This window comes from Paraburkholderia sp. MM5477-R1 (assembly GCF_050436385.1).
GTDB classification, from domain to species: domain Bacteria; phylum Pseudomonadota; class Gammaproteobacteria; order Burkholderiales; family Burkholderiaceae; genus Paraburkholderia; species Paraburkholderia tuberum.
In genome coordinates, this window is the sequence record NZ_JBNDMC010000007.1 from 1,947,157 (window position 1) to 1,969,245 (window position 22,089).

Sequence of the window (22,089 nt, forward strand, 5' to 3'; positions counted from 1 at the left end):
ATGTTCGCCGACGTACGGAAGATCGCCGCGCTCGCGTGGCCCGTATTGATCGGCCAGTTGGCCATCATCGCGTTCGGCGTGATCGACACGGCGATGGTCGGGCGCTACTCGGCCGTCGATCTGGCCGCGCTCGGCCTCGGCTCGTCGATCTACGTCTCGGTCTATATCGGCCTGACCGGCATCCTGACCGCGCTGCAGCCGATCACCGCGCAGCTGTACGGCGCGCGTCGCTACGGCGAGATCGGCGAAGAGGTCCGCCAGTCATGGTGGCTTGCCGCCGCGCTGACCGTGATCGGCTTTCTGATCCTGTTCTTCCCCGGACCGCTGCTGGCGTTGTCGCGGGTGCCCGACGCGCTGCACGAGCGCACGCTCGCGTACCTGCGGATTCTCGCGTTCGGGCTGCCCGCCGGCCTCGCCTTCCGGGTCTACGGCTCCGTTGCCAATGCGCTCGCCAAACCGCGGCTCGTGATGTTCCTGCAGGTCGCCGCGCTGCTGCTGAAAATTCCGCTCAATACCTGGTTCATTTTCGGCGGCCTCGGCGTGCCCGCGCTGGGCGGTCCGGGCTGCGCGCTCGCGAGCACGCTGCTCAACTGGGCACTCGCGGCGCTCGGCATGCTGCTGCTCGCGCGCGTCGACGATTTCAAGGCACTCGGCATCTTCACGCACTTCTGCTGGCCGGTCTGGAAGCGCCAGGCCGCGCAACTGCGGCTCGGTATTCCAATGGGGCTGTCGTATCTGATCGAGGTCACGTCGTACACCTTCATGGCGCTTTTCATCGCGCGTTTCGGCACGACGACACTCGCCGGACATCAGATCGCCGGCAACGTCGGCGCGGTGCTCTATATGACGCCGCTGTCGATCGGCATCGCGTCGTCGACGCTGGTCGCGCAGGCGCTCGGCGCGCATCGGCCGCAGGCGGCGCGCACGCTGTCGCGTCACGGCATCGCGATGGCGGTTGCGATCGCGTGCTGCTATGGCGCGCTCGTGCTCGTGCTGCGGCCGTATATCGTCGCCGGCTATACGACGAACGCGCAGGTGGCGGCGAAGGCGTTGCCGCTGGTGCTGATCGTCGCCTGCTACCACCTGTTCGACGCGTTGCAGATCTCGACCGCGTTCGTGCTGCGCGCCTACAAGGTCGCGGTCGTGCCGACCATCATCTATGCGGTGGCGCTGTGGGGAGTCGGGCTCGGCGGCGGCTATGCGCTCGGCTTCGATACGACCGGCCTCACGCCGCCCTGGCTGACCGGCGCGCGCGGCTTCTGGGTCGCGAATACCGCAAGTCTCGCGATTGCCGGGCTCGGCTTGCTCGTGTACTGGCGATTCGTGAGCCAGCGCTATTTGCGCGAGGCTGCGGCGGCGCTGGTTGATTCGGCTGTTTGAGGGGATGGAGGGTTGGGAAGGCCACGAATAGCACCGACCGGACCGTCAGTTGCGCCCAAGCCGGGGTGAGAGACGACCTGTTCTGCATCCGCCTTTCCGTTCCTCACGCAGCTCAGCCCGCTCACGCCGCGTATGCGGCCTGCCCCTCCCGATCCTTGGCCTCGAAAATTTCCCGCGCCGCGAACAGCGCATTGAGCGCGGCCGGAAAGCCCGCATAAAGCGACATCTGTATGAACACCTCGACGATCTGCTCGCGCGTGCAGCCGACGTTCAGCGCCGCCTCGATATGTACCTTCAGCTGCGGCTGCGCGCAGCCGAGGGTCGCGAGCGATGCGATCGTCGCAATCTCACGCGTGCGCAGATCGAGCTGCGGCCGGCTGTAGATGTCGCCGAAGCCGAATTCAATCAACAGGCGTCCGAATTCCGGCGCGACTGGCGCGAGCGCGGCGATTACCTGCTCGCCCGCCGAACCGTCGATTTCCCTGAGCCTGTCCCAGCCCCGCGCGTAGCGGTCGTTGTGTGCGTAGTCCATTGCGAGTCCTTATCGGGGTGTGAGGGCGACGAGGCTTCGTCGTCCTGTCGTGCCGGATCGGGCTCAAGCGCGCCGCTCGTGGCCGCCTCGTAGTACGCGATCTTGTCGTCGATCGCGCCGAGGTTGCTCTGCAGATCGGCGATCCGCGCGAGCAGCGCGGTGCGATGCGCAACCAGCAGGTCGCGGCGTGCGCGCATCGTCGGATGGCCTTGCGCGCGCAGCGCGGCGATCTGCTGCATGCCGGAGATCGACATGCCCGTTGCCTTCAGACGCATCACGAAGCGCAACCAGTCGAGATCGGCCGGCGAGTACAGCCGGTGCCCCGTCTGCGTGCGTCCGACCGGCCGGATCAGGCCGGCCTGTTCGTAATAGCGCAGCGTGTGCGTGGACACGCCGATCGTTCCGGCGACCTGACCGATGGTGAGCGCGGTTGAGTGTTTCGACATGACGGACTCAGGTTAGGACTTCGAGTGCACTCTAAGTCAAGCGTCGGACGCTGTCATTCCTTTGCGTTGCTCATTCTTTATCGCAGACGAGTTATCGCGATCGATATCGACCGATAAATTCACCGGCACTGCATGCCGCTAAAAGCTTTAAATATTGTGTGGTGGATTTACTTGTCATCAATCGATCGGTATAAATCGTCCGCTATCTCAAATCGGGCCTGCGATTTGTCCTATGCTTAAACGCAGCGCCCGCTGACAGGATAGGTCGTCCGTTCCCGGCTAACTTTTTGCCCTCAATGGAGTGCTTGCCATGCTGAAGAAGCTTTTCATGCTTTGCGTCGCTGTGGCTTTGTCGCTGTCGGCCGGATTTGCCGCGGCCGTGGAAGTGAATACCGCCGATCAGGCCGCGCTCGAATCGGTCAAGGGCATCGGCCCCGTGCATGCGAAAGCGATTGTCGACGAACGCGCCAAAAACGGCCCGTTCAAGAACGCCGACGATCTCGCCGCGCGTGTGAAGGGCATCGGCCAGAAATCGGTCGAGAACCTCGAAGCGGCCGGACTGACGATCAACGGCTCGTCGGCACCGCCGACCGGCGCGAAGACGTCCACCAAGCCGGCCACGAAGACCACACCGGCGGCTCCCGCGGCAACCACCGCCGCCGCGCCCGCTGCCACGACGGCAGCGCCGGCCGCGGCTGCCCCCGCCTCGGCCGCGAAGCCGTCGAAGTCGAAGAAGAAGGACAAGGCCGCAGCATCCGAAGCGGCAGCCGCTTCGGCTCCGGCCGTCGCGGCTAGCGCACCGGCCGACGCGTCCGGCACCAAGGCTTCGAAGAAGAAAGCGAAGAAGAGCAAGGCGGCATCCGCCGCGGCTGCGTCCGGCGCTTGAGCCCGGCGGGGCTGCCGCCCTTGCGTTTCACCGCGACGCGCAACCGCGCGTCGACGTCACCCGCCCGGCCGTCATACGCGCCGGCATTGAAGAGAGACCGTCATGAGCCTACTCGACACCATCGGTTCCCTGCTTGGCAAATCGCCAGAAGGCGGCGGCCAGCAAGCGCTGATCGCCGCCGCGCTCGAATTCGTCAACAACCAGCCTGGTGGCCTGAACGGCCTGATCCAGCGCTTCCAGGAAAAGGGCCTCGGCGACGTCGTGTCATCGTGGGTCGGCAATGGCGAAAACCAGCCGATCGCACCCGACGCGCTGCATAACGTGCTGGGCTCGGAAGCCGTAACCGGTCTCGCCGCCAAGGCCGGCGTCCAGCCGGATCAGGTGACGGGTCTGCTGTCGCAGATCCTGCCGCACGTCGTCAACGCGGCCACGCCGGAAGGCGAAGTGCCGGCCGATGGCAAGCTGAACGCGACCACGGTGCTCGGCGCGCTCGGCGGCCTGTCGGCGCTGCTCGGCAACAAGGGCAACGCTTAAGCACGCTGTGCGCCATGCGCTGGCGGCTCGCAGAGACCTTCGCTCCACGGTGATGCCACCGGTTTGAAATCGGCGGGCAAAAGAAAACCGGCAACGAAGTCACCTTCGTTGCCGGTTTCTTAACGTTGGCGGGAACGACTCGCCTGCTATCGTCCCTTCGCATCATCAAGCCATCGCCTTCAGTGCACGACGCGCTCGAACAGCAGCTTGCCGTCGTCCACTTCGACCGGAATTACATCCTTCGGACCGAACTTGCCGGCCAGAATCAGCTTCGCGATCGGGTTCTCGATCTCCTGCTGGATCGCGCGCTTCAGCGGCCGCGCACCGAACAGCGGGTCGTAGCCGACCTTGCCGATGTGCTCGAGCGCCGCGTCCGATACCACCAGCTGCATGTCGAGCTTTGCGAGCCGCTCGTGCAGACGCTGCAGCTGGATCCGCGCGATCGACTGGATGTTCGAGCGATCGAGCGCATGGAACACGACGACGTCGTCGATCCGGTTCAGGAACTCGGGCCGGAAGTGCAGCTTCACCTCTTCCCACACGGCGTCCTTCACGGCTTCCTGCGGCTCGCCGACCATCGCCTGGATGACCTGCGAACCGAGGTTCGAGGTCATCACGATCACCGTGTTCTTGAAGTCGACGGTGCGGCCCTGGCCATCGGTCATGCGGCCGTCGTCGAGCACCTGCAGCAGCACGTTGAACACGTCCGGATGCGCCTTCTCGATTTCGTCGAGCAGGATCACGCTATACGGCTTGCGGCGCACGGCCTCGGTCAGATAACCGCCCTCCTCGTAGCCGACGTAACCCGGCGGCGCGCCGATCAGACGCGCGACGCTGTGCTTCTCCATGAACTCGCTCATGTCGATACGGATGAGATGCTCTTCCGAATCGAACAGGAACGACGCCAACGCCTTGCACAGCTCGGTCTTGCCGACGCCGGTCGGCCCGAGGAACAGGAACGAGCCATACGGACGGTTCGGGTCCGACAGACCCGCGCGCGAGCGGCGAATCGCATCGGCGACCGCGCTGATCGCCTCGTCCTGTCCGACCACGCGCTCATGCAGCTTCGACTCGATCTGCAGCAGCTTTTCGCGCTCGCCCTGCATCATGCGCGACACCGGAATGCCGGTGGCCCGCGACACGACCTCGGCGATTTCTTCCGCGCCGACCTGCGTGCGCAACAGACGCGGACGCTTCGGACTGTTCTGCTCCTCGGCCTCGGCGCGCGTGACTTCCTTCAGCTGCGCCTCGAGACCCGGCAGCTTGCCGTACTGCAACTCGGCCACCTTCTCGAGCTTGCCCTCACGCTGCAGACGCACGATTTCCGCACGCGTCTTCTCGATCTCTTCCTTCAGCTGCGCGCTACCCTGCACCGCCGCTTTTTCCGCGGTCCAGATTTCATCGAGGTCCGAATATTCGCGGTTGAGCCGCTCGATTTCCTCTTCGATCAGCTGCAGACGCTTCTGCGACGCTTCGTCCTTCTCCTTCTTCACTGCTTCGCGTTCGATCTTCAACTGTATCAGACGACGGTCGAGCCGATCCATCTCCTCCGGCTTCGAGTCGATTTCCATCTTGATCTTCGACGCGGCTTCGTCGATCAGATCGATCGCCTTGTCGGGCAGGAAGCGGTCCGTGATGTAACGATGTGACAGCTCGGCGGCCGCGACGATCGCCGGGTCGGTGATGTCGACGCCGTGGTGCAGCTCATAGCGCTCCTGCAGACCGCGCAGGATCGCGATGGTCGCCTCGACCGACGGCTCGTCCACCAGCACCTTCTGGAAACGGCGCTCGAGCGCGGCATCCTTTTCGATGTACTTGCGGTATTCGTCGAGCGTGGTCGCGCCGACGCAATGCAGCTCGCCGCGCGAGAGCGCCGGCTTCAGCATGTTGCCCGCGTCCATCGCGCCTTCGGCCTTGCCGGCGCCGACCATCGTGTGAATCTCGTCGATGAAGACGATGGTTTGCCCTTCGTCCTTCGCGATGTCGTTGAGCACCGCCTTCAGGCGCTCCTCGAACTCGCCGCGATACTTGGCGCCCGCGAGCAGCGCGGCCATGTCGAGCGACAGCACGCGCTTGTTCTTCAGCGTTTCCGGCACCTCGCCGTTGACGATGCGCTGCGCGAGCCCCTCGACGATCGCGGTCTTGCCGACGCCCGGCTCGCCGATCAGCACCGGGTTGTTCTTGGTGCGGCGCTGCAGGATCTGAATGGAACGGCGGATTTCGTCGTCGCGGCCGATCACGGGGTCGAGCTTGCCTGCGCGGGCGCGCTCGGTCAGGTCGATCGTGTATTTCTTCAGCGCTTCGCGCTGGCTTTCGGCGTCCTGGCTATGCACCTGCGAGCCGCCGCGCACCGCGGCGATCGCGGTTTCGAGCGCCTTGCGCGACAACCCATGCTCGCGCGCGAGACGGCCGGCCTCGCCTTTGTCGTCGGCGACCGCGAGCAGGAACATTTCGCTCGCGACGAACGTGTCGTTGAGCTTCTGCGCTTCCTTGTCGGCCTGGTTCAACAGACCGGTCAGTTCGCGGCCGATCTGCACGTTGCCATCGGTGCCTTGCACTTGGGGCAGCCGCGTGACCGCGTCGTTCAGTGCGGTTTGTAGAGGTTGTACATGCACGCCGGCGCGCGACAGCAGCGAGCGAGCGGAGCCGTCCTGCTGCGCGACGAGTGCCGCGAGCACGTGGACGGGTTCGATGTACTGATTGTCGTGGCCAACCGCCAGACTCTGGGCGTCCGCGAGCGCTTCCTGGAATTTAGTGGTGAGTTTGTCGATTCTCATCAAGAGACCTCCAATTTCGATTACCACCAAAATGAGGCGTTTTATTAGCGTTTCAAGCGCTTTTTTGGCCTCGGTCGCAACTATTTAACATTTGAGCGCAAGAACTGCCGCGATCCTTCCCCAGTGGCGCGGCCGGGCGGGTTTGCGCACCCGGGAGCCGGCCGGATGTTCTAGTTCTTGTGGCCCAGCGTCGCCGGACTGCCGCCGCGCGTGCTATCCGATACCACCGTAATCGGCAGCGGCACCATCTGAATCGTGGAGCCTAACCCGAGCAACGCCGCGAGCGGACTTTTCGGTTGCGCGACTTCGCCGATCGTAAAACGATCGAGCTCGGCGAGAAAAGCGAGGTTCGCCGCCTGCAACGCGCCACGCAGCCGGCACTGCGTCGTGATGACGCAAGGCCGCTGTCGGCCCTGCCGGTCCGGCAGACAGCCGACCAGCGCAAAGTCGCTTTCCGTGACCCGCACCACGTCGCCGACGGTCAGCGACAGCGATTGCGCGCCGAGCCGCAAGCCGCCGTTGCGGCCGCGCACGGTTTCGACCCAGCCGAGCTCGCCCAGCTGCTGCACGACCTTCATCAGATGGTTCTTCGAGATGCCGTAGGCTTGCGAAATGTCCTGAATCGTCGATAATCCGTCGCCCCGCACCGCGAGGTACAGCAGCACGCGCAGCGCGTAATCCGTATAGTCGGTAAGTCTCATAGGTCCCGGTATAGCTTGAAAGGCTGCGAGCAAGTGCCTTGAACGTCCCGATAACCGCGTCGAGGCAAGGGTTGCCGGGAACGAGCGCTACGCCCTAGCATGACTGGCTGGCATGACTGGCGGGCGGGCGTCGTTCCCCGAATCGCGCTGCAATACTGTTTCGGATAGCAATAGTAGCTTTTTCCGCATCAACCGTTTGTTAGAAAAACGGGGGGGTCAAGGTTCAGTTCAGCCGTCATCGGCAACCGCAATTTTCTGGAATCCGCATGAATCCGTCTTTCCCCGCCGCGCCGCCGGTCGAACGCGCGGCCGAACCCACCGACGCCAATATCCGCGACCTCGTCTATGGCTTTTACGATCGCGTGCGTGCCGACCCGCTGCTCGGTCCGGTCTTCGACGCGAAGCTCGCGGGCCGCTGGGACGACCATCTGCCGAAGATGTGCGCATTCTGGAGCAGCCTCGTGCTCGGCGCGAAGCAGTATCGCGGCAACGTGCAGCAGGCGCATCAGCCGCTCGAAGGCATCGAGCCGCAGCATTTCAGCCGCTGGCTGTATCTGTTCCTAGATACGGTCGAATCGCGCTATCAGCCGGCCGCGGCGGTCCGTTTCATGGAGCCGGCGCTGCGGATCGCGCAGAGTCTGCAACTGAGCCGTTTCGGCTGGGATTACAAGATCCCGCCGGAGCAGCAGGCGCTGCTCGAGCGGGTGGCGCCGAAGCGTCGGCCGCGAGATGGCGACGTTGACGACGATGGCGAGCATCCGTCGCGACCGGCTGGGGAGCCGTTCCCGGTGCCGATCATCGGACGCTCGCGGGACGAGTGAACGTCGGCCGGCGCCGACGCCCCTCACACAAAGACGCCGCGTGCGCCGTCGCAACTCCGCGGCCCGCGACTCGTTTACTCCGAAGTCCGATTTCCCGAATCGATTCCCCAGCGCGCGAGCGCGGCATCGTCGGTCACGCGCGCGTCGACCCAGCGCTCGCCCGCGTCGGTTTTCTCCTTCTTCCAGAATGGCGCTTCGGTCTTCAGATAGTCCATTACGAATTCACACGACGCAAACGCGTCGCCGCGATGCGCGGCCGTCGTCGCAACGAGCACGATCTGATCGAGCGGATACAGCTTGCCGACGCGATGCACGATCAGCACCTCGATGCCCGGCCAGCGTTCGCGCGCACGCTCGACGATCGCCTCGAGCGACTTCTCCGTCATGCCCGGATAATGCTCGAGCTCCATCGTCTCGACCGCGCTGCCCTCGTTGAGATCGCGCACGGTGCCGACGAAGCACGCGAGCGCGCCGATCCTCGGATTGCGCGCGCGCAGCGCGGCCACCTCGGCGCTGAGGTCGAAGTCTTCGGTCTGGACGCGAACGGGCATGGACGGCTCCTGAGGGCTTTTGTCGCGGGCGTGAACGTGATGTGCGAGAGCGCGGTTCAGCCGCCGGTGACGGGCGGAAAGAACGCGACCTCGCAGCCCTCGGTGATGCGGGTGCTCGCGCCGGTCATCACGTGGTTGCAGGCCATGCGCAGCGCGCGGCCTTCGGCGAGCGTCTCGGCCCAGATGCCGCCACGCACGCGCAGCCACGCGCGCACATCGCCGACGGTCGCGATGCCGTCGGGCACCTCGACGCTTTCGTCGGACGTATTGAGCGCTTCACGCACGCTCGCAAAATATCGGAGTTCGATCTTCATCGGGATACCGCCGGTCTACGCCGCGCATGCCGCGCACGACCGGCCTCAGTTCAACAGTTCGGAAAACGGAATGAAGCGCACGGTTTCGCCGGCGCTGATCGCGTGGTTCGGCGGATTGTCGATCAGACCGTCGCCCCACACGGTCGACGTCAACACGGCCGAACTCTGATTGGCAAACAGATCGAGCCCTCCCGCCACGTTGACGCGCGCGCGCAGGAACTCGTTGCGGCGATCGGCCTTGCCCTGCGCGAAGTCCGCGCGCAGCGACAGCGCGCGCGGCGCGACCGCCTGCACGCCGGCCAGCCGCAGTACGAACGGACGCACGAACAGCAGGAACGTCACGAAGCTCGACACCGGATTGCCGGGCAGGCCGATGAAAAACGTTTCGGCCGGCTCGCCCCCATTTGCACCACCCGCACCACCCGCACCACGCCGCACCGCGCCGAACGCGAGCGGCTTGCCCGGCTTCATGGCGATCTGCCACATCGACAGACGCCCTTCGGCCTCCACCGCCGGCTTCACGTGATCCTCCTCGCCGACCGACACGCCGCCGCAGGTGAGAATCAGATCGTGCGCCTCGGCGGCTTCGCGCAGCGTCGCGCGGGTCGCGTCGAGTTGATCGGCGACGATGCCATAGTCGGCCACGTCGCAGCCGAGCTTCTCGAGCAGACCGCGCAGCGTGAAGCGATTCGAGTTGTAGATCGCGCCGGGCTTCAGCGGCTCGCCGGGCATCGTCAGTTCGTCGCCGGTGAAGAATACGGCGACCTTCACGCGCCGGCGCACCTCGAGCCGCGCGCATCCGACCGACGCGGCAAGCCCCAACGCCTGCGGCGTGAGCCGCGTGCCGGCCGGCAGGATCACCGAGCCCGCGCGAATATCGGCGCCCTGTGCGGTGATCCACTCGCCCGCCTGCGGACGATGCACGATCGTCACCTCGTCGCCAGCCGCCTCGGTCTGCTCCTGCATCACGACCGCGTCCGCGCCGGCGGGCACCGTCGCGCCGGTGAAGATGCGTGCCGCGCTGTTGGGCGCGAGCGGCGTCGGCGCATGGCCGGCCGGAATGCGTTGCGAGACCGGCAGGCGGCTGCCGTGCGCGAGATCGGCGATGCGGACCGCGTAGCCGTCCATCGCGCTCGTGTTCATCGGCGGCACGTCGAGCGGCGACGTCACGTCGGTGGCGAGCACGCGATTCAGCGCGTCGAGCGTCGGCAGCGTTTCGATACCGTCGAGCGCGCGCGCGGCGTCGAGCAGGATCGCCAGCGCATCGGCAGTGGCGAGCATCGGGGCGCGGGGCGTGGGTGTGGACATCTGGAGGGTGGAAGCCGCAGGTTAAAAGAACATTGTAGCGGCCGATGCCGTTAGCCTGGGCGGCCGGGCGTTATGGGGAGCTTTTGGTGTTTTTCGATGCGTGGCCGCGGAAGTGCGGCCAGCGTTTTCTCGTAGTGCGGGCGTGGGCGTCGATCAACGTGAAGCGACGCGGCCCGCTCGCCCTTATTCGCCGGTATTCGCGACAATGAAGTCCTTCACCCGCTGCGCATCCGCGGGCACGACCTCGAAGCGCTGCGGCAGCGACTCGAGCCCCGAGAACGCCGCCGGCCGCTGCGGCTCGCGCAGCAGCGCCTCGCGGATCGTCTCGCCGAACTTGATCGGCTGCGCGGTCTCGAGCACGATCATCGGAATGCCGGGCTGCAGATGCTCGCGCGCGACCTTCACGCCGTCGGCCGTGTGCGTGTCGATCATCGTGTCGTAACGCTGGAACACGTCGCGGATCGTGTCGACGCGGGTGTCGTGGCTGCTGCTGCCCGACACGAAACCGAACTCCTTTACGCGCGCGAAGTCGCCACTTGCCGCGAGATCGAAACCGCCCTTCTCCTCGACGTCGCGGAACAGTTGCAGCACGCGCGCCGGATCGCGGCCGAGCAGGTCGTACACGAAGCGTTCGAAGTTCGATGCCTTCGAGATGTCCATGCTCGGGCTGCTCGTGTGATACGTCTCGGCCGCCTTGCGTACGCGGTAAATACCAGTGCGGAAGAACTCGTCGAGCACGTCGTTCTCGTTGGTCGCGACGACGAGCTTCTCGATCGGCAGACCCATCATGCGCGCGATATGACCCGCGCACACGTTGCCGAAGTTGCCCGACGGCACCGTGAACGACACGCGCTCGGCGTTCGACTTCGTCGCGGCAAAGTAGCCCTTGAAGTAATAGACGACCTGCGCGACGACACGCGCCCAGTTGATCGAGTTGACCGTGCCGATCTTGTACTTCGCCTTGAACGCGTGATCGTTCGACACCGCCTTCACGATGTCCTGCGCGTCGTCGAACACGCCTTGCACCGCGAGGTTGAAGATGTTCGGGTCTTGCAGGCTGTACATCTGCGCGGTCTGGAACGCGCTCATCTTTTTGTGCGGCGACAGCATGAACACGCGGATGCCCTTCTTGCCGCGCATCGCGTATTCAGCGGCGCTGCCGGTGTCGCCCGACGTCGCGCCGAGAATGTTCAGCGTTTCGCCATGCTTCGCGAGCGCGTACTCGAACAGGTTGCCGATCAGCTGCATTGCCATGTCCTTGAACGCGAGCGTCGGACCGTTCGACAGTTCGAGCAGCGACAGCGGCGCGCCGTCTTCGACGCCGAGCGTCTTCAGCGGCGTGATCTGCGCGGCGCTTTCGTCGTCGCGCACGTTGCAGTAGGTCGCGGCCGTGTAGGTCTTGCGCGTCAGTGCGCGCAGGTCGTCGGCGGGAATGTCGTCGCAGAACTTCGACAGGATCTCGAAGGCGAGATCCGCGTACGGCAGCGTGCGCCAGCGCGTGAGTTCGTCCGGGGTGACGCGCGGATAGTCGGCCGGCAGATACAGGCCGCCGTCTTTCGCGAGACCGCCGAGCAGGATCTCGGAGAAGGTATGGCGCTCGCCGGCTCCGGCGCCGCGCGTGGAGAGGTAGTTCATAGTTCGGCCTAGTTCAGCGCTTCCATGCGCAGCTTCGTGACTTGCGAGACGACGGTCTCGAGCGCCTCGATCGACCTGATCGCGGCATTGACCTGCTTTTCGACCGTCTCGTGCGTGATCAGCAGAATGTCGGTTTCGCCCTTGCCGTTCGCGTCGACGAGCTCCGATTCCTTTTGCAGCAGCGCGTCGATCGAAATGCCGGTGTCCGCCAGAATGCGCGTGATGTCGGCGAGCACGCCGGTCACGTCGGCGACGCGCAGGCGCAGGTAGTAGCCGCACGTGACTTCTTCGATCGGCAGGATCGGGGTGTTCGACAGGCTGTCCGGCTGGAATGCCAGATGCGGCACGCGGTGCTCGGGGTCGGCCGTGTGCAGACGCGTCACGTCGACGAGATCGGCGACCACGGCGGAAGCCGTCGGCTCGGCGCCCGCGCCCTTGCCGTAGTACAGCGTCGTGCCGACCGCGTCGCCATGCACGACGACCGCGTTCATCGCGCCTTCCACATTCGCGAGCAGGCGCTTTTCCGGAATCAACGTGGGGTGCACGCGCAGCTCGATGCCCTTGTCGGTGCGTCGCGTGATGCCGAGCAGCTTGATGCGGTAGCCGAGCTCCTCGGCGTATTTGATGTCGATCGCGGCGAGCTTGCTGATGCCTTCGACGTACGCGCGGTCGAACTGCACCGGCACGCCGAACGCGATCGCGCTCATGATCGTCGCTTTGTGCGCCGCGTCGACGCCCTCGATGTCGAAGGTCGGGTCGGCTTCCGCGTAGCCGAGCTCCTGCGCGGCCTTCAGCGCGGTCGCGAAATCGAGCCCACGGTCACGCATCTCCGACAGGATGTAGTTCGTCGTGCCGTTGATGATGCCCGCGATGTACTGGATGCGGTTCGCCGTCAGCCCTTCGCGCAGTGCCTTGATGATCGGAATGCCACCCGCCACCGCCGACTCGAACGCGACCATCACGCCGTTCGCGCGCGCCGCCTCGAAAATCTCCGTGCCATGCACCGCGAGCAGCGCCTTGTTGGCGGTGACCACGTGCTTGCCGTTGTTGATCGCGCGCAGCACGAGGTCGCGCGCGATGCCGGTGCCGCCGATCATTTCCGCGACGATCGCGATCGAAGGATCGTCGACGACCGCGTTGAAGTCATCGGTCAGCGCCACGCTGCCGGCTTCGCCGCCGAGCGCCGCGGTCGCCTTGGCCGGGTTGCGCACGGCAATGCGCGCAATCTCGATGCCGCGACCCGCGCGACGTTTGATTTCTTCCTGATTGCGGCGCAGTACCGTGAAGGTCCCGCTGCCTACCGTGCCGAAGCCCAGCAGTCCAACTTTGATCGGTTCCATGCAGCGTGTGTTTCTAGTAGAGGTTTGAAAAGGGTGTCGGGGGTGGCACGAGCGGCGCGCCTCATTTGACACATCAGGCGCCACATCGTACGCGAGGCCGGCTCAGGCCGTGTGACGTTTGCGGTAGCCGTCGAGGAAGCGCGCGATCCGGTTGATCGAATCCGCGAGGTCGTCGACGTTCGGCAGGAACACGACACGGAAGTGATCCGGCGTCTTCCAGTTGAAGCCAGTGCCCTGCACGAGCAGCACGCGCTCTTCGAGCAGCAGGTCGAGGATGAACTGCTGGTCGTTCTGGATCGGATACACCTTCGGGTCGAGGCGCGGGAACATGTACAGCGCCGCCTCGGGCTTCACGCAGCTCACGCCGGGGATCGCCGTCAGCATGTCGTAGGCGAGCTCGCGCTGCTTGTACAGGCGCCCGCCCGGCGCGATCAGGTCGTTGATGCTCTGATAGCCGCCGAGCGCGGTCTGGATCGCGTACTGGCCGGGCACGTTCGGACACAGCCGCATCGACGCGAGGATGCCGAGCCCCTCCAGATAGTCTTTCGCGAGCCGGCGGTTCTCGCCGGTCAGGCCCGAAATGGCCATCCAGCCGGCGCGATAGCCGCACGAGCGGTAGCTCTTCGACAGGCTGTTGAACGTGACGGTCAGCACGTCTTCGGACAGCGACGCCAGCGACGTGTGCGTCTTGCCGTCGTAGACGATCTTGTCGTACACCTCGTCGGCGAAGATCACGAGGCCGTGCTGGCGCGCGATCTCGATCAGGCCGAGCAGCAGTTCTTCCGAGTACAGCGCGCCGGTCGGGTTGTTCGGGTTGATCACGACCAGCGCGCGCGTGTTCGGCGTGATTTTCGCGCGGATGTCATCGAGGTCGGGCATCCAGCTATTCGACTCGTCGCAGATGTAGTGCACCGGCGTGCCGCCCGCGAGGCTCACGCCGGCGGTCCACAGCGGGTAATCGGGCGCGGGCAGCAGCACTTCGTCGCCGTCGTTGATGAGGCCCTGGAGCGCCATCACGATCAGCTCGGACGCGCCGTTGCCGATGTAGACGTCGTCCAGTTCGACGCCGTGCACGCCCTTTTTCTGCGTGTAGTGCATGATCGCCTTGCGCGCGGCGAACACGCCCTTCGAGTCGGAGTAGCCCGACGAGCTGGGCAGGTTCAGGATCATGTCCTGGATGATCTCGTCCGGCGCCTCGAAGCCGAACGGTGCCAGATTGCCGATGTTCAGCTTGATGATGCGGTGACCCTCTTCTTCGAGCCGCTTCGCATGTTCGAGGACGGGCCCGCGAATGTCGTAGCAGACATTCAGCAACTTGTTGGATTTGAGAATTGGTTTCACGGCGGGCACTTCATCCTGGTTGATGGCTGGGGCAAACCTTGGGCAAACGGGGCCTGGCTGACGACGCCGGGCCGCTCGGATTCACCGCTACGGGGAATTCGGACGCGGCGGCGCCGGCGGCCAGTCGCGAAATGGGGTCGAACTGTCGAGCGGCCGCGGCTTTCCGGGTTCCGGCGTGGAAAAAAACGCAGCGAAAGCGGGCGATGCCAACCCAGGTGGCCGGTGGGCCACGCCGATGCGCCCAGCGCGGCTTGTGGCGGCACTTGAGCGAGGGGCGCCGCAAGGCGGCTAAAAAGTTATAATTTAGCGGATTTTGGCCGACTTCCGCAATGCACCACCCGCATCGGCAAGCCTTTTCGGCCTTCTCGTGTGCCACACGCGTCGAACCGCGCGGCCTGTGCGACGTGCAGCCAGGCCGGCAACACGCATGACGTCTCACGACGACTTCGGAAAACCAATTTGAAATTACATCAGGATTCCAGCAGCGCGCTCAATACCGTTACCGGCTATGGCGCCGACTACGTCGAAATCAATCTGGTGCGTCACGCGGGCAGTATTCTCGTGCTGCCGGACGCGCCGGTCATTCCCTGGCCCGTCTCGTCGTTCGAGCAGTTGAGCGCCGAGCATTTCGCGATGCTGGTCGACGCCGCGCCCGAAGTGGTCGTGTTCGGCAGCGGCGAGCGGCTGCGTTTTCCGCACCCGCGCCTGACCGCCGCGCTGACCGCGAAACGCATCGGCGTAGAAACGATGGACTTCAAGGCCGCCTGCCGCACCTACAACATTCTGATGGCCGAGGGCCGCAAGGTCGCGGCCGCGTTGCTGATCGAGGCCTGAGCGTGCCTGGCGCCGGCGCGCCCGGCCGGCCCGGTTCGGGCCCCCCGCGGCGCGCCCGTGCGCGCGCCGTCGATAACAAGAAGGGTTGATATTTCATGAACGATACGCCGTCGAGGCTACCGCTCAATCGCACCGCGATCCTGTTGCTGGTGCTGGTTCTCGCCGTGATCTGGTTCGTGCCGCTCGGCTGGCGCCATCTGCTGCCGAGCGACGAAGGCCGCTACGCCGAAATGGCGCGCGAAATGTTCCTGACCGGCGACTGGATCACGCCGCGCTACAACGGCTACAAGTACTTCGAGAAGCCGCCGCTGCAAACCTGGGCGAACGCGCTGACGTTCGCGTGGTTCGGCATCGGCGAATGGCAGGCGCGTCTCTACACCGCGCTGACGGGCTTCGCCGGCGTGCTGCTGATCGGCTTTACCGGCGCCCGCGTGTTCAACGCGGCGACCGGCGTGTTCGCGGCACTCGTGCTCGCCTGTTCGCCGTACTGGAACCTGATGGGCCACTTCAATACGCTCGACATGGGCCTGTCGCTCTGGATGGCGCTCACGCTGTGCGCGCTGCTGCTCGCCCAGCGCCCGAACCTGCGGCCCCCATGCGTGCGCGGCTGGATGTGGGTGTGCTGGGCGTCGATGGCGCTGGCGGTGCTCTCCAAGGGCCTGGTCGGGCTGATCCTGCCGGGCGCGGTGCTGGTGCTCTATACGCTGATCGCGCGCGACTGGGCGCTGTGGAAGCGTCTGCATCTGGTGAGCGGGCTGATCGTTTTTCTCGCGATCGTGACGCCGTGGTTCGTCCTCGTGCAGCAGCGCAATCCGGAATTCCTGAACTTCTTCTTCGTCGTTCAGCAGTTCAAGCGCTATCTGACGCCCGAGCAGAATCGCCCCGGCGCGTTCTACTACTTCGTGCCAGTACTGCTGGTGGGCTTCCTGCCGTGGCTGTCGGTAACCGTGCAAAGCGTGCGCCACGCGTGGCGCCAGCCGCGTCAGCCGAACGGCTTCGCGCCGGTCACGCTGATGCTCACGTGGATCGTCTTCATGTTCCTGTTCTTCAGCGCGTCGCACTCGAAGCTGCTGTCCTACACGCTGCCGATCGCGCCGCCGATCGCGATGCTGATCGGCATGTATCTGCCGCTCGTCACGCGCGAGCAGCTGCGCCGGCATCTGGCGGGCTACGCGCTGTTTTTCGTGGTCGCCGCGTTCGCGGCGCTGTTCCTGCCGCGCTTCGGCACTGCGCGCAATCCGGCCGAGCTGTATGCCGAATACCGCGTGTGGGTGCTCGCCGCACTAGCCGTCGCGTTCGTGCTCACGCTGTTCGCGCTGTGGCTGAACCGCCGCGGCCAGGGCGGCGCGGGCGCCAACGCGCGAGTCGGTCTCGGCAGCCTCGCCGCGTTCGGCGCGGGCTGGCTGCTGCTCGGCACCATCGCGGGCACCGGCCACGACGTGTTCGGGCGCCTGAGCTCCGGCGCGCCGCTCGCGCCCGCGATCAAGGCCGAGCTCGCGAAGCTGCCGCCCGACACGCCGTTCTACTCGGTCGGCGTGCTCGACCACACGCTGCCGTTCTACATCGGCCACACGATGATCATGGTCGCGCACCCGGACGAGCTCGCATTCGGCGTGTCCGTCGAGCCGCAAAAATGGGTGCCGACGGTCGACGCGTGGATCGAGCGCTGGAAGGCCGATCGCTACGCGCTCGCGCTGATCCCGCCGCCGACCTACGACCGCCTCGTCAAGCAAGGCGTGCCGATGCAGGTGATCGCGCGCGATCCGCGCCGCGTGGTGGTGATGAAGCCGCTCGCCGACGCGGCTGCCGCCGCCCCGGCCGCAACGGCGGCGGCAGCGCCCGCTACCCCCGCTAACGCCGCCTCGGCAGTCGTGGAAGTGAGGCCCGCGGCATCGGCCACGCCGGCCCCCGTCTCCACGCCCGCGGCAAAGCCCTAACCCTTTCGAGAACCAGACCGTTCGATGAACCCGATTTCCCTGTTCTGCATCCTGGCCGGCGTCACGCTGAATGCCGGCGCGCAGCTGCTGCTCAAGGCCGGCACGAATGCCGTTGGACACTTCGAATTCACCCGTGCGAACATCCTGCCCATCGGCTTCAAGCTGGCAACCCAGCCGCCGATCATCGGCGGACTCGCCTGCTACGTGATCAGCGTGGCGGTGTGGATCATCGGGCTCTCGCGCGTGGACGTGTCGATCGCCTATCCGATGCTGTCACTGGGCTACGTCGTCAACGCGATCGCCGCGTGGTACCTGTTCGGCGAAGTGATGTCGGTGCAGAAGCTGGTCGGCATCGGCATCATTCTCGTCGGCGTGGTCGTGCTCGCGCGCAGCTAGGCGCGGCGCCCCGCGTAGGAACCGGCGCGGCACACGCGCCGCCTAAGCGTGACGTAAGGTAGGCCGCGGTAAGCTGAGCGGTTGCGTTTTTTAAGCCGCGGCCTTGGGTTTGCGGGTAGTTTGTGGTTTACTTCGCGCCCGTCGGGCCGCGCCCCTTTCAATCGAGCGATGCATTCATGAGCCAGTCACAAGTCCCGTTTTTGCCGTTTGTCAAACCCGAGATCGACGAGGAAACGATCCAGGGCGTCGCCGACGTGCTGCGTTCCGGCTGGATCACCACCGGCCCGCAGAACCAGAAGTTCGAGGCCGCGCTGTCCGAGTTCTGCGGCGGCCGCCCGGTGCGCACCTTCAATTCCGGTACCGCGACGCTCGAAATCGGCCTGCGCATCGCCGGCGTCGGTCCCGGCGATGAAGTGGTCACGACGCCGGCCACCTGGGTGTCGACCTGCAACGTGATCCTCGAAACCGGCGCGACGCCAGTGTTCGCCGACATCGACCCGATCACGCGCAACATCGATCTCGACCTGCTCGAAAAAGCGATCACGCCGCGCACCAAGGCGTTGCTGCCGGTGTTCCTGTCGGGCCTGCCGGTCGACATGGACCGTCTGTACGGGATCGCCCGCGCGCACGAGCTGCGCGTGATCGAAGACGCCGCGCAGGCATTCGGCTCCACCTGGAACGGCGAGCGCATCGGCAAGCTCGGCGACATCGTGTCGTTCAGCTTCCACGCGAACAAGAACCTGACCTCGGTCGAAGGCGGCGCGCTGGTGCTGAACAACGAGGAAGAAGCGGTGCTCGCGCAGAAGTACCGGCTGCAGGGCATCACGCGCACCGGCTTCGACGGCATGGACTGCGACGTGCTCGGCGGCAAGTACAACCTGACCGACGTCGCCGCGCGTGTCGGCCTCGGCCAGCTGCCGCATCTCGAGCGCTTCATCGCGCAGCGCAAGAAGCTCGTGCGCGCGTACTTCGCGCAACTCGAAGGCGGCGCGGCCGTTCAGCTCGGCGTCGGCCTGCCGCCCGCGGACTTCGAAAACAGCAACTGGCACATGTTCCAGATCACGCTGCCGCTCGAAAAACTGTCGATCGACCGCGCCGGCTTCATGGGCGAGCTGAAGGAGCGCGGCATCGGCTCGGGCGTGCACTACCCGGCGCTGCACCTGTTTTCCCTGTACCGCGCGCGCGGCTTCAAGGAAGGCATGTTCCCGCACGCGGAGCGCTTCGGCGCCACCACCGTCACGCTGCCACTCTTCACCCTGATGAACGAAGGCGACGTCGAGCGCGTGTGCCGCGCGGTCAACGAAATTTGCGAACACTACGGAAAATAAGCGGACATGACTTATTCGGAACATCGCGCCGTCGCACCGGAAGTGTCGATCATCATTCCGGTGTACAACGAGGAAGCCGGACTGGCCGCGCTGTTCGCGCGCCTCTATCCGGCGCTCGACGCGCTCGGCACCGGTTATGAAGTGATCTTCATCAACGACGGCAGCCGCGACAAATCCGCGGCGCTGCTCGCCGGGCAGTTCCGCGCGCGCCCCGACACCACGCGCGTGATCCTGCTGAACGGTAACTACGGCCAGCACATGGCGATTCTCGCGGGCTTCGAGCAGTCGCGCGGCGACATCGTGATCACGCTCGACGCCGACCTGCAGAATCCGCCCGAGGAAATCGGCAAGCTCGTCGCGAAGATGCGCGAAGGTTTCGACTACGTCGGCACGATCCGTCGGCAGCGCCAGGACAGCCTGTGGCGCCGCAAGGCGTCGCGCGCGATGAATCATCTGCGCGAGCGCATCACGCGCATCAAGATGACCGACCAGGGCTGCATGCTGCGCGCCTACAGCCGCCATATCGTCGATACGATCAACCGCTGCGGCGAAATCAACACGTTCATCCCGGCGCTCGCGTACACGTTCGCGCAAAATCCGGTGGAAATCGAGGTCGCGCACGAGGAACGCTTCGCCGGTGAGTCGAAGTACTCGCTGTACTCGCTGATCCGTCTGAATTTCGACCTCGTCACCGGCTTCTCGGTGGTGCCGCTGCAATGGCTGTCGTTCATCGGCGTGATCCTGTCGCTAGGGTCCGCGGCGCTGTTCGTCCTGCTGCTGATTCGCCGTTTCATCATCGGCGCGGAAGTGCAAGGTGTGTTCACGCTGTTCGCCATCACGTTCTTCCTGCTCGGCGTGATCATCTTCGCGCTCGGCCTGCTCGGTGAATACATCGGCCGGATCTATCAGCAGGTGCGTGCGCGGCCGCGTTATCTGGTGCAGACCATTCTCGAGCAACGCGACGGCGGGGCCGTCGCCGAAGCGCCGCGTCAGACCGTCGTGCAAGGCGTGCAGCCGGTGCCGGTCGCCGACCAGGGACACCATCCATGAAGCCGCGCGCCGTCGTATTCGCGTATCACAACGTCGGCGTGCGCTGCCTGCAGGTGCTGCTCGCGCGCGGCGTCGAGGTCGCACTCGTCGTGACCCACGAAGACAACCCGAGCGAGAACATCTGGTTCGGCAGCGTCGCATCGGTGGCAGCCGGGCACGGCATTGCCGTCGTCACGCCGGCCGATCCGAAGAGCCCCGAACTGCGCGCCGCGGTGAGCGCCGCGCGGCCGGACTTCATCTTCTCGTTCTACTACCGCCACATGTTGCCGCTCGACCTGCTCGCGATCGCCGCACGGGGCGCTTACAACATGCACGGCTCGCTGTTGCCGAAGTATCGCGGCCGCGTGCCGACCAACTGGGCGGTGCTCAACGGCGAAAGCGAAACCGGCGCAACGCTGCACGAAATGGCCGCGAAGCCCGACGCCGGCGCGATCATTGCGCAAACACCGGTGCCGATCCTGCCCGACGACACCGCCGCGCAGGTCTTCGACAAGGTCACGGTCGCCGCCGAGCAAACGCTGTGGCGCGTGCTGCCGGCGCTGCTCGCGGGCGAGGCGCCGCATCTGCCGAACGATCTCGCGCATGGCAGCTACTACGGCGGGCGCAAACCGGAAGACGGCCGCATCGACTGGAATCAGTCCGCGCAACAGGTCTACAACCTGATCCGCGCGGTCGCGCCGCCGTATCCGGGCGCTTTCACCGAGCTGAACGGGCGCCGTTTCATCGTCGCGCGCGCGCGTCTGGCCGCGCCCGGCGCGCTCCGCTCGGATTTGCCCCCGGGCCTGCACGTAAGCGATAATGCCGTTTTCGCGATCTGCGGCGACGGCCGCGCGATCAACATCCACGAATTGCGGCACCAGCACGACGGCGGCGAGTCTGCCGTCAGTCCGGCGGAATTCGCCCAGCTCATCCAATCTCATTCATGAAAAAAGTCCTGATTCTGGGTGTGAATGGCTTCATCGGCCATCACCTGTCCAAACGCATTCTCGAAACCACCGACTGGGAAGTGTTCGGGATGGACATGCAGACCGAACGTCTCGGCGACCTCGTCAATCATGAGCGGATGCACTTCTTCGAAGGCGACATCACGATCAACAAGGAATGGGTCGAATATCACGTCAAGAAGTGCGATGTGATTCTGCCGCTTGTCGCGATCGCCACGCCCGCAACGTATGTGAAGCAGCCGCTGCGCGTGTTCGAACTCGACTTCGAGGCGAACCTGCCGATCGTGCGTTCAGCCGTCAAGTACGGCAAGCATCTGGTGTTTCCGTCGACCTCCGAGGTCTACGGCATGTGCACGGACGAGCAGTTCGATCCGGAAGAATCGCAGCTGTCGTACGGCCCGATCAACAAGCCGCGCTGGATCTACGCGTGCTCGAAGCAGCTGATGGACCGCGTGATCTGGGGCTACGGCATGGAAGGCCTGAACTTCACGCTGTTTCGTCCGTTCAACTGGATCGGCCCGGGCCTCGACTCGATCTACACGCCGAAGGAAGGTAGCTCGCGCGTGGTCACGCAGTTCCTCGGCCACATCGTGCGCGGCGAGAACATCAGCCTCGTCGATGGCGGCGCGCAGAAACGCGCGTTCACGGACATCGACGACGGCATCAGCGCGCTCATGAAGATCATCGAGAACAAGAACGGCGTCGCCACCGGCAAGATCTACAACATCGGCAACCCGATCAACAACTTCTCGGTGCGTGAGCTCGCGCACAAGATGCTGGCACTCGCGGCCGAATTCCCCGAATACGCGGACTTGGCCAGGAAGGTGCAACTGGTCGAAACGTCGTCGGGCGCGTACTACGGCAACGGCTATCAGGACGTGCAGAACCGCGTGCCGAAGATCGACAACACGAAGCAGGAACTCAGCTGGGCACCCACGTCGACTTTCGACGAAGCGCTGCGCAAGATTTTCGAAGCGTATCGCGGCCACGTCGCGGAAGCCCGCGCACTCGTCGAACAGCAATAAGGGCGCGTC

21 protein-coding genes are annotated in these 22,089 nt (G+C 65.2%); 11 read left to right on the plus strand and 10 right to left on the minus strand.

All coding sequences use genetic code 11. From position 1 onward, the window contains the following. Positions 1-1,380 carry an MATE family efflux transporter gene (locus OKW35_RS37765; protein ID WP_429554716.1) on the plus strand — a complete coding sequence of 460 codons (1,380 nt, stop codon included), beginning with the start codon at positions 1-3 and terminating at the stop codon, positions 1,378-1,380. Between the two features lie 121 nt (positions 1,381-1,501). Here OKW35_RS37765 and OKW35_RS37770 read toward each other — a convergent pair whose 3' ends face one another. Together OKW35_RS37770 and OKW35_RS37775 are read right to left on the minus strand one after the other, a co-directional pair. Further along, positions 1,502-1,912, minus strand: a complete 411-nt coding sequence (locus tag OKW35_RS37770; protein WP_429554717.1) for a carboxymuconolactone decarboxylase family protein — start codon at positions 1,910-1,912, stop codon at positions 1,502-1,504. Then, entirely contained in the window at positions 1,831-2,358 is a 528-nt protein-coding gene (locus OKW35_RS37775; protein ID WP_429554718.1) for a MerR family transcriptional regulator, read from the minus strand. Before OKW35_RS37775 ends, OKW35_RS37770 begins: the two co-directional genes overlap by 82 nt. Before the next feature lie 310 nt (positions 2,359-2,668). Between OKW35_RS37775 and OKW35_RS37780 the strand changes: the two genes are divergently transcribed. Together OKW35_RS37780 and OKW35_RS37785 are read left to right on the plus strand one after the other, a co-directional pair. Beyond that, the gene (locus tag OKW35_RS37780; RefSeq protein ID WP_184064883.1) at positions 2,669-3,244 is read left to right on the plus strand and encodes a ComEA family DNA-binding protein; all 576 of its coding nucleotides are present in this window, start codon (positions 2,669-2,671) and stop codon (positions 3,242-3,244) included. Positions 3,245-3,346: 102 nt separating this feature from the next. Next, on the plus strand, positions 3,347-3,778 hold the full coding sequence (locus OKW35_RS37785) for a YidB family protein (RefSeq protein WP_018418148.1): 432 nt from the start codon (positions 3,347-3,349) through the stop codon (positions 3,776-3,778). Positions 3,779-3,957: 179 nt separating this feature from the next. Here the strand turns inward: OKW35_RS37785 and clpB are convergent, their stop codons facing one another. Both clpB and OKW35_RS37795 read right to left on the minus strand, forming a co-directional pair. Continuing rightward, a complete protein-coding gene (clpB, locus tag OKW35_RS37790) occupies positions 3,958-6,555 on the minus strand; it encodes an ATP-dependent chaperone ClpB (RefSeq protein ID WP_090804607.1) in 2,598 nt (865 codons plus the stop codon). Positions 6,556-6,725: 170 nt separating this feature from the next. After that, a complete protein-coding gene (locus OKW35_RS37795; protein WP_429406169.1) occupies positions 6,726-7,256 on the minus strand; it encodes an Rrf2 family transcriptional regulator in 531 nt (176 codons plus the stop codon). A 266-nt stretch (positions 7,257-7,522) separates the two neighbouring features. On the opposite strand from OKW35_RS37795, the gene OKW35_RS37800 reads away from it, so the two are divergent. Next, complete coding sequence (locus OKW35_RS37800; protein WP_184064877.1) at positions 7,523-8,077, plus strand: group III truncated hemoglobin; 555 nt, start codon at positions 7,523-7,525, stop codon at positions 8,075-8,077. A gap of 74 nt (positions 8,078-8,151) precedes the next feature. Here OKW35_RS37800 and OKW35_RS37805 read toward each other — a convergent pair whose 3' ends face one another. From OKW35_RS37805 to OKW35_RS37830, 6 genes are all read right to left on the minus strand, one after another. Then, on the minus strand, positions 8,152-8,628 hold the full coding sequence (locus tag OKW35_RS37805) for a molybdenum cofactor biosynthesis protein MoaE (RefSeq protein ID WP_429554719.1): 477 nt from the start codon (positions 8,626-8,628) through the stop codon (positions 8,152-8,154). Between the two features lie 56 nt (positions 8,629-8,684). Beyond that, positions 8,685-8,942, minus strand: coding sequence for a molybdopterin converting factor subunit 1 (moaD, locus tag OKW35_RS37810; RefSeq protein ID WP_090804599.1), 258 nt, complete (start codon positions 8,940-8,942; stop codon positions 8,685-8,687). Between the two features lie 45 nt (positions 8,943-8,987). Next, positions 8,988-10,223, minus strand: coding sequence for a molybdopterin molybdotransferase MoeA (locus tag OKW35_RS37815; protein WP_429406175.1), 1,236 nt, complete (start codon positions 10,221-10,223; stop codon positions 8,988-8,990). A 210-nt stretch (positions 10,224-10,433) separates the two neighbouring features. Continuing rightward, the gene (gene thrC / locus OKW35_RS37820) at positions 10,434-11,885 is read right to left on the minus strand and encodes a threonine synthase (protein ID WP_429406177.1); all 1,452 of its coding nucleotides are present in this window, start codon (positions 11,883-11,885) and stop codon (positions 10,434-10,436) included. Between the two features lie 8 nt (positions 11,886-11,893). Continuing rightward, entirely contained in the window at positions 11,894-13,225 is a 1,332-nt protein-coding gene (locus OKW35_RS37825; RefSeq protein ID WP_184064867.1) for a homoserine dehydrogenase, read from the minus strand. Positions 13,226-13,327: 102 nt separating this feature from the next. Beyond that, positions 13,328-14,575 carry a pyridoxal phosphate-dependent aminotransferase gene (locus tag OKW35_RS37830; RefSeq protein WP_429554720.1) on the minus strand — a complete coding sequence of 416 codons (1,248 nt, stop codon included), beginning with the start codon at positions 14,573-14,575 and terminating at the stop codon, positions 13,328-13,330. A gap of 450 nt (positions 14,576-15,025) precedes the next feature. On the opposite strand from OKW35_RS37830, the gene OKW35_RS37835 reads away from it, so the two are divergent. The 7 genes from OKW35_RS37835 (at position 15,026) to OKW35_RS37865 (ending at position 22,080) form a co-directional block, all read left to right on the plus strand. Beyond that, entirely contained in the window at positions 15,026-15,400 is a 375-nt protein-coding gene (locus OKW35_RS37835) for an Mth938-like domain-containing protein (protein ID WP_429554721.1), read from the plus strand. 95 nt (positions 15,401-15,495) lie between these two features. Further along, positions 15,496-17,337 carry a glycosyltransferase family 39 protein gene (locus OKW35_RS37840; RefSeq protein WP_429554722.1) on the plus strand — a complete coding sequence of 614 codons (1,842 nt, stop codon included), beginning with the start codon at positions 15,496-15,498 and terminating at the stop codon, positions 17,335-17,337. Between the two features lie 24 nt (positions 17,338-17,361). Then, entirely contained in the window at positions 17,362-17,733 is a 372-nt protein-coding gene (locus tag OKW35_RS37845; protein WP_013089326.1) for an SMR family transporter, read from the plus strand. 176 nt (positions 17,734-17,909) lie between these two features. After that, positions 17,910-19,061, plus strand: coding sequence for a DegT/DnrJ/EryC1/StrS family aminotransferase (locus tag OKW35_RS37850; RefSeq protein ID WP_429406183.1), 1,152 nt, complete (start codon positions 17,910-17,912; stop codon positions 19,059-19,061). Between the two features lie 6 nt (positions 19,062-19,067). After that, positions 19,068-20,111, plus strand: coding sequence for a glycosyltransferase (locus tag OKW35_RS37855; protein WP_184029067.1), 1,044 nt, complete (start codon positions 19,068-19,070; stop codon positions 20,109-20,111). Next, entirely contained in the window at positions 20,108-21,037 is a 930-nt protein-coding gene (locus OKW35_RS37860) for a formyltransferase (RefSeq protein ID WP_187618797.1), read from the plus strand. Before OKW35_RS37855 ends, OKW35_RS37860 begins: the two co-directional genes overlap by 4 nt. Beyond that, a complete protein-coding gene (locus tag OKW35_RS37865) occupies positions 21,034-22,080 on the plus strand; it encodes a bifunctional UDP-4-keto-pentose/UDP-xylose synthase (RefSeq protein WP_090804581.1) in 1,047 nt (348 codons plus the stop codon). The genes OKW35_RS37860 and OKW35_RS37865 overlap by 4 nt, the downstream gene beginning before the upstream one ends. Positions 22,081-22,089 lie beyond the last annotated feature (9 nt).

Excerpts from the sequence above, each read along its gene's own strand:
- OKW35_RS37780 (WP_184064883.1), top strand. The coding sequence starts at position 2,669 with ATGCTGAAGAAGCTTTTCATGCTTTGCGTCGCTGTGGCTTTGTCGCTG.
- clpB (WP_090804607.1), bottom strand. The coding sequence starts at position 6,555 with ATGAGAATCGACAAACTCACCACTAAATTCCAGGAAGCGCTCGCGGAC.
- OKW35_RS37765 (WP_429554716.1), top strand. The coding sequence starts at position 1 with ATGTTCGCCGACGTACGGAAGATCGCCGCGCTCGCGTGGCCCGTATTG.
- OKW35_RS37795 (WP_429406169.1), bottom strand. The coding sequence starts at position 7,256 with ATGAGACTTACCGACTATACGGATTACGCGCTGCGCGTGCTGCTGTAC.
- thrC (WP_429406177.1), bottom strand. The coding sequence starts at position 11,885 with ATGAACTACCTCTCCACGCGCGGCGCCGGAGCCGGCGAGCGCCATACC.
- OKW35_RS37815 (WP_429406175.1), bottom strand. The coding sequence starts at position 10,223 with ATGCTCGCCACTGCCGATGCGCTGGCGATCCTGCTCGACGCCGCGCGC.
- OKW35_RS37785 (WP_018418148.1), top strand. The coding sequence starts at position 3,347 with ATGAGCCTACTCGACACCATCGGTTCCCTGCTTGGCAAATCGCCAGAA.
- OKW35_RS37845 (WP_013089326.1), top strand. The coding sequence starts at position 17,362 with ATGAACCCGATTTCCCTGTTCTGCATCCTGGCCGGCGTCACGCTGAAT.
- OKW35_RS37775 (WP_429554718.1), bottom strand. The coding sequence starts at position 2,358 with ATGTCGAAACACTCAACCGCGCTCACCATCGGTCAGGTCGCCGGAACG.
- OKW35_RS37850 (WP_429406183.1), top strand. The coding sequence starts at position 17,910 with ATGAGCCAGTCACAAGTCCCGTTTTTGCCGTTTGTCAAACCCGAGATC.
- OKW35_RS37800 (WP_184064877.1), top strand. The coding sequence starts at position 7,523 with ATGAATCCGTCTTTCCCCGCCGCGCCGCCGGTCGAACGCGCGGCCGAA.
- OKW35_RS37825 (WP_184064867.1), bottom strand. The coding sequence starts at position 13,225 with ATGGAACCGATCAAAGTTGGACTGCTGGGCTTCGGCACGGTAGGCAGC.
- OKW35_RS37840 (WP_429554722.1), top strand. The coding sequence starts at position 15,496 with ATGAACGATACGCCGTCGAGGCTACCGCTCAATCGCACCGCGATCCTG.
- OKW35_RS37855 (WP_184029067.1), top strand. The coding sequence starts at position 19,068 with ATGACTTATTCGGAACATCGCGCCGTCGCACCGGAAGTGTCGATCATC.
- OKW35_RS37865 (WP_090804581.1), top strand. The coding sequence starts at position 21,034 with ATGAAAAAAGTCCTGATTCTGGGTGTGAATGGCTTCATCGGCCATCAC.
- OKW35_RS37805 (WP_429554719.1), bottom strand. The coding sequence starts at position 8,628 with ATGCCCGTTCGCGTCCAGACCGAAGACTTCGACCTCAGCGCCGAGGTG.
- OKW35_RS37860 (WP_187618797.1), top strand. The coding sequence starts at position 20,108 with ATGAAGCCGCGCGCCGTCGTATTCGCGTATCACAACGTCGGCGTGCGC.
- moaD (WP_090804599.1), bottom strand. The coding sequence starts at position 8,942 with ATGAAGATCGAACTCCGATATTTTGCGAGCGTGCGTGAAGCGCTCAAT.
- OKW35_RS37770 (WP_429554717.1), bottom strand. The coding sequence starts at position 1,912 with ATGGACTACGCACACAACGACCGCTACGCGCGGGGCTGGGACAGGCTC.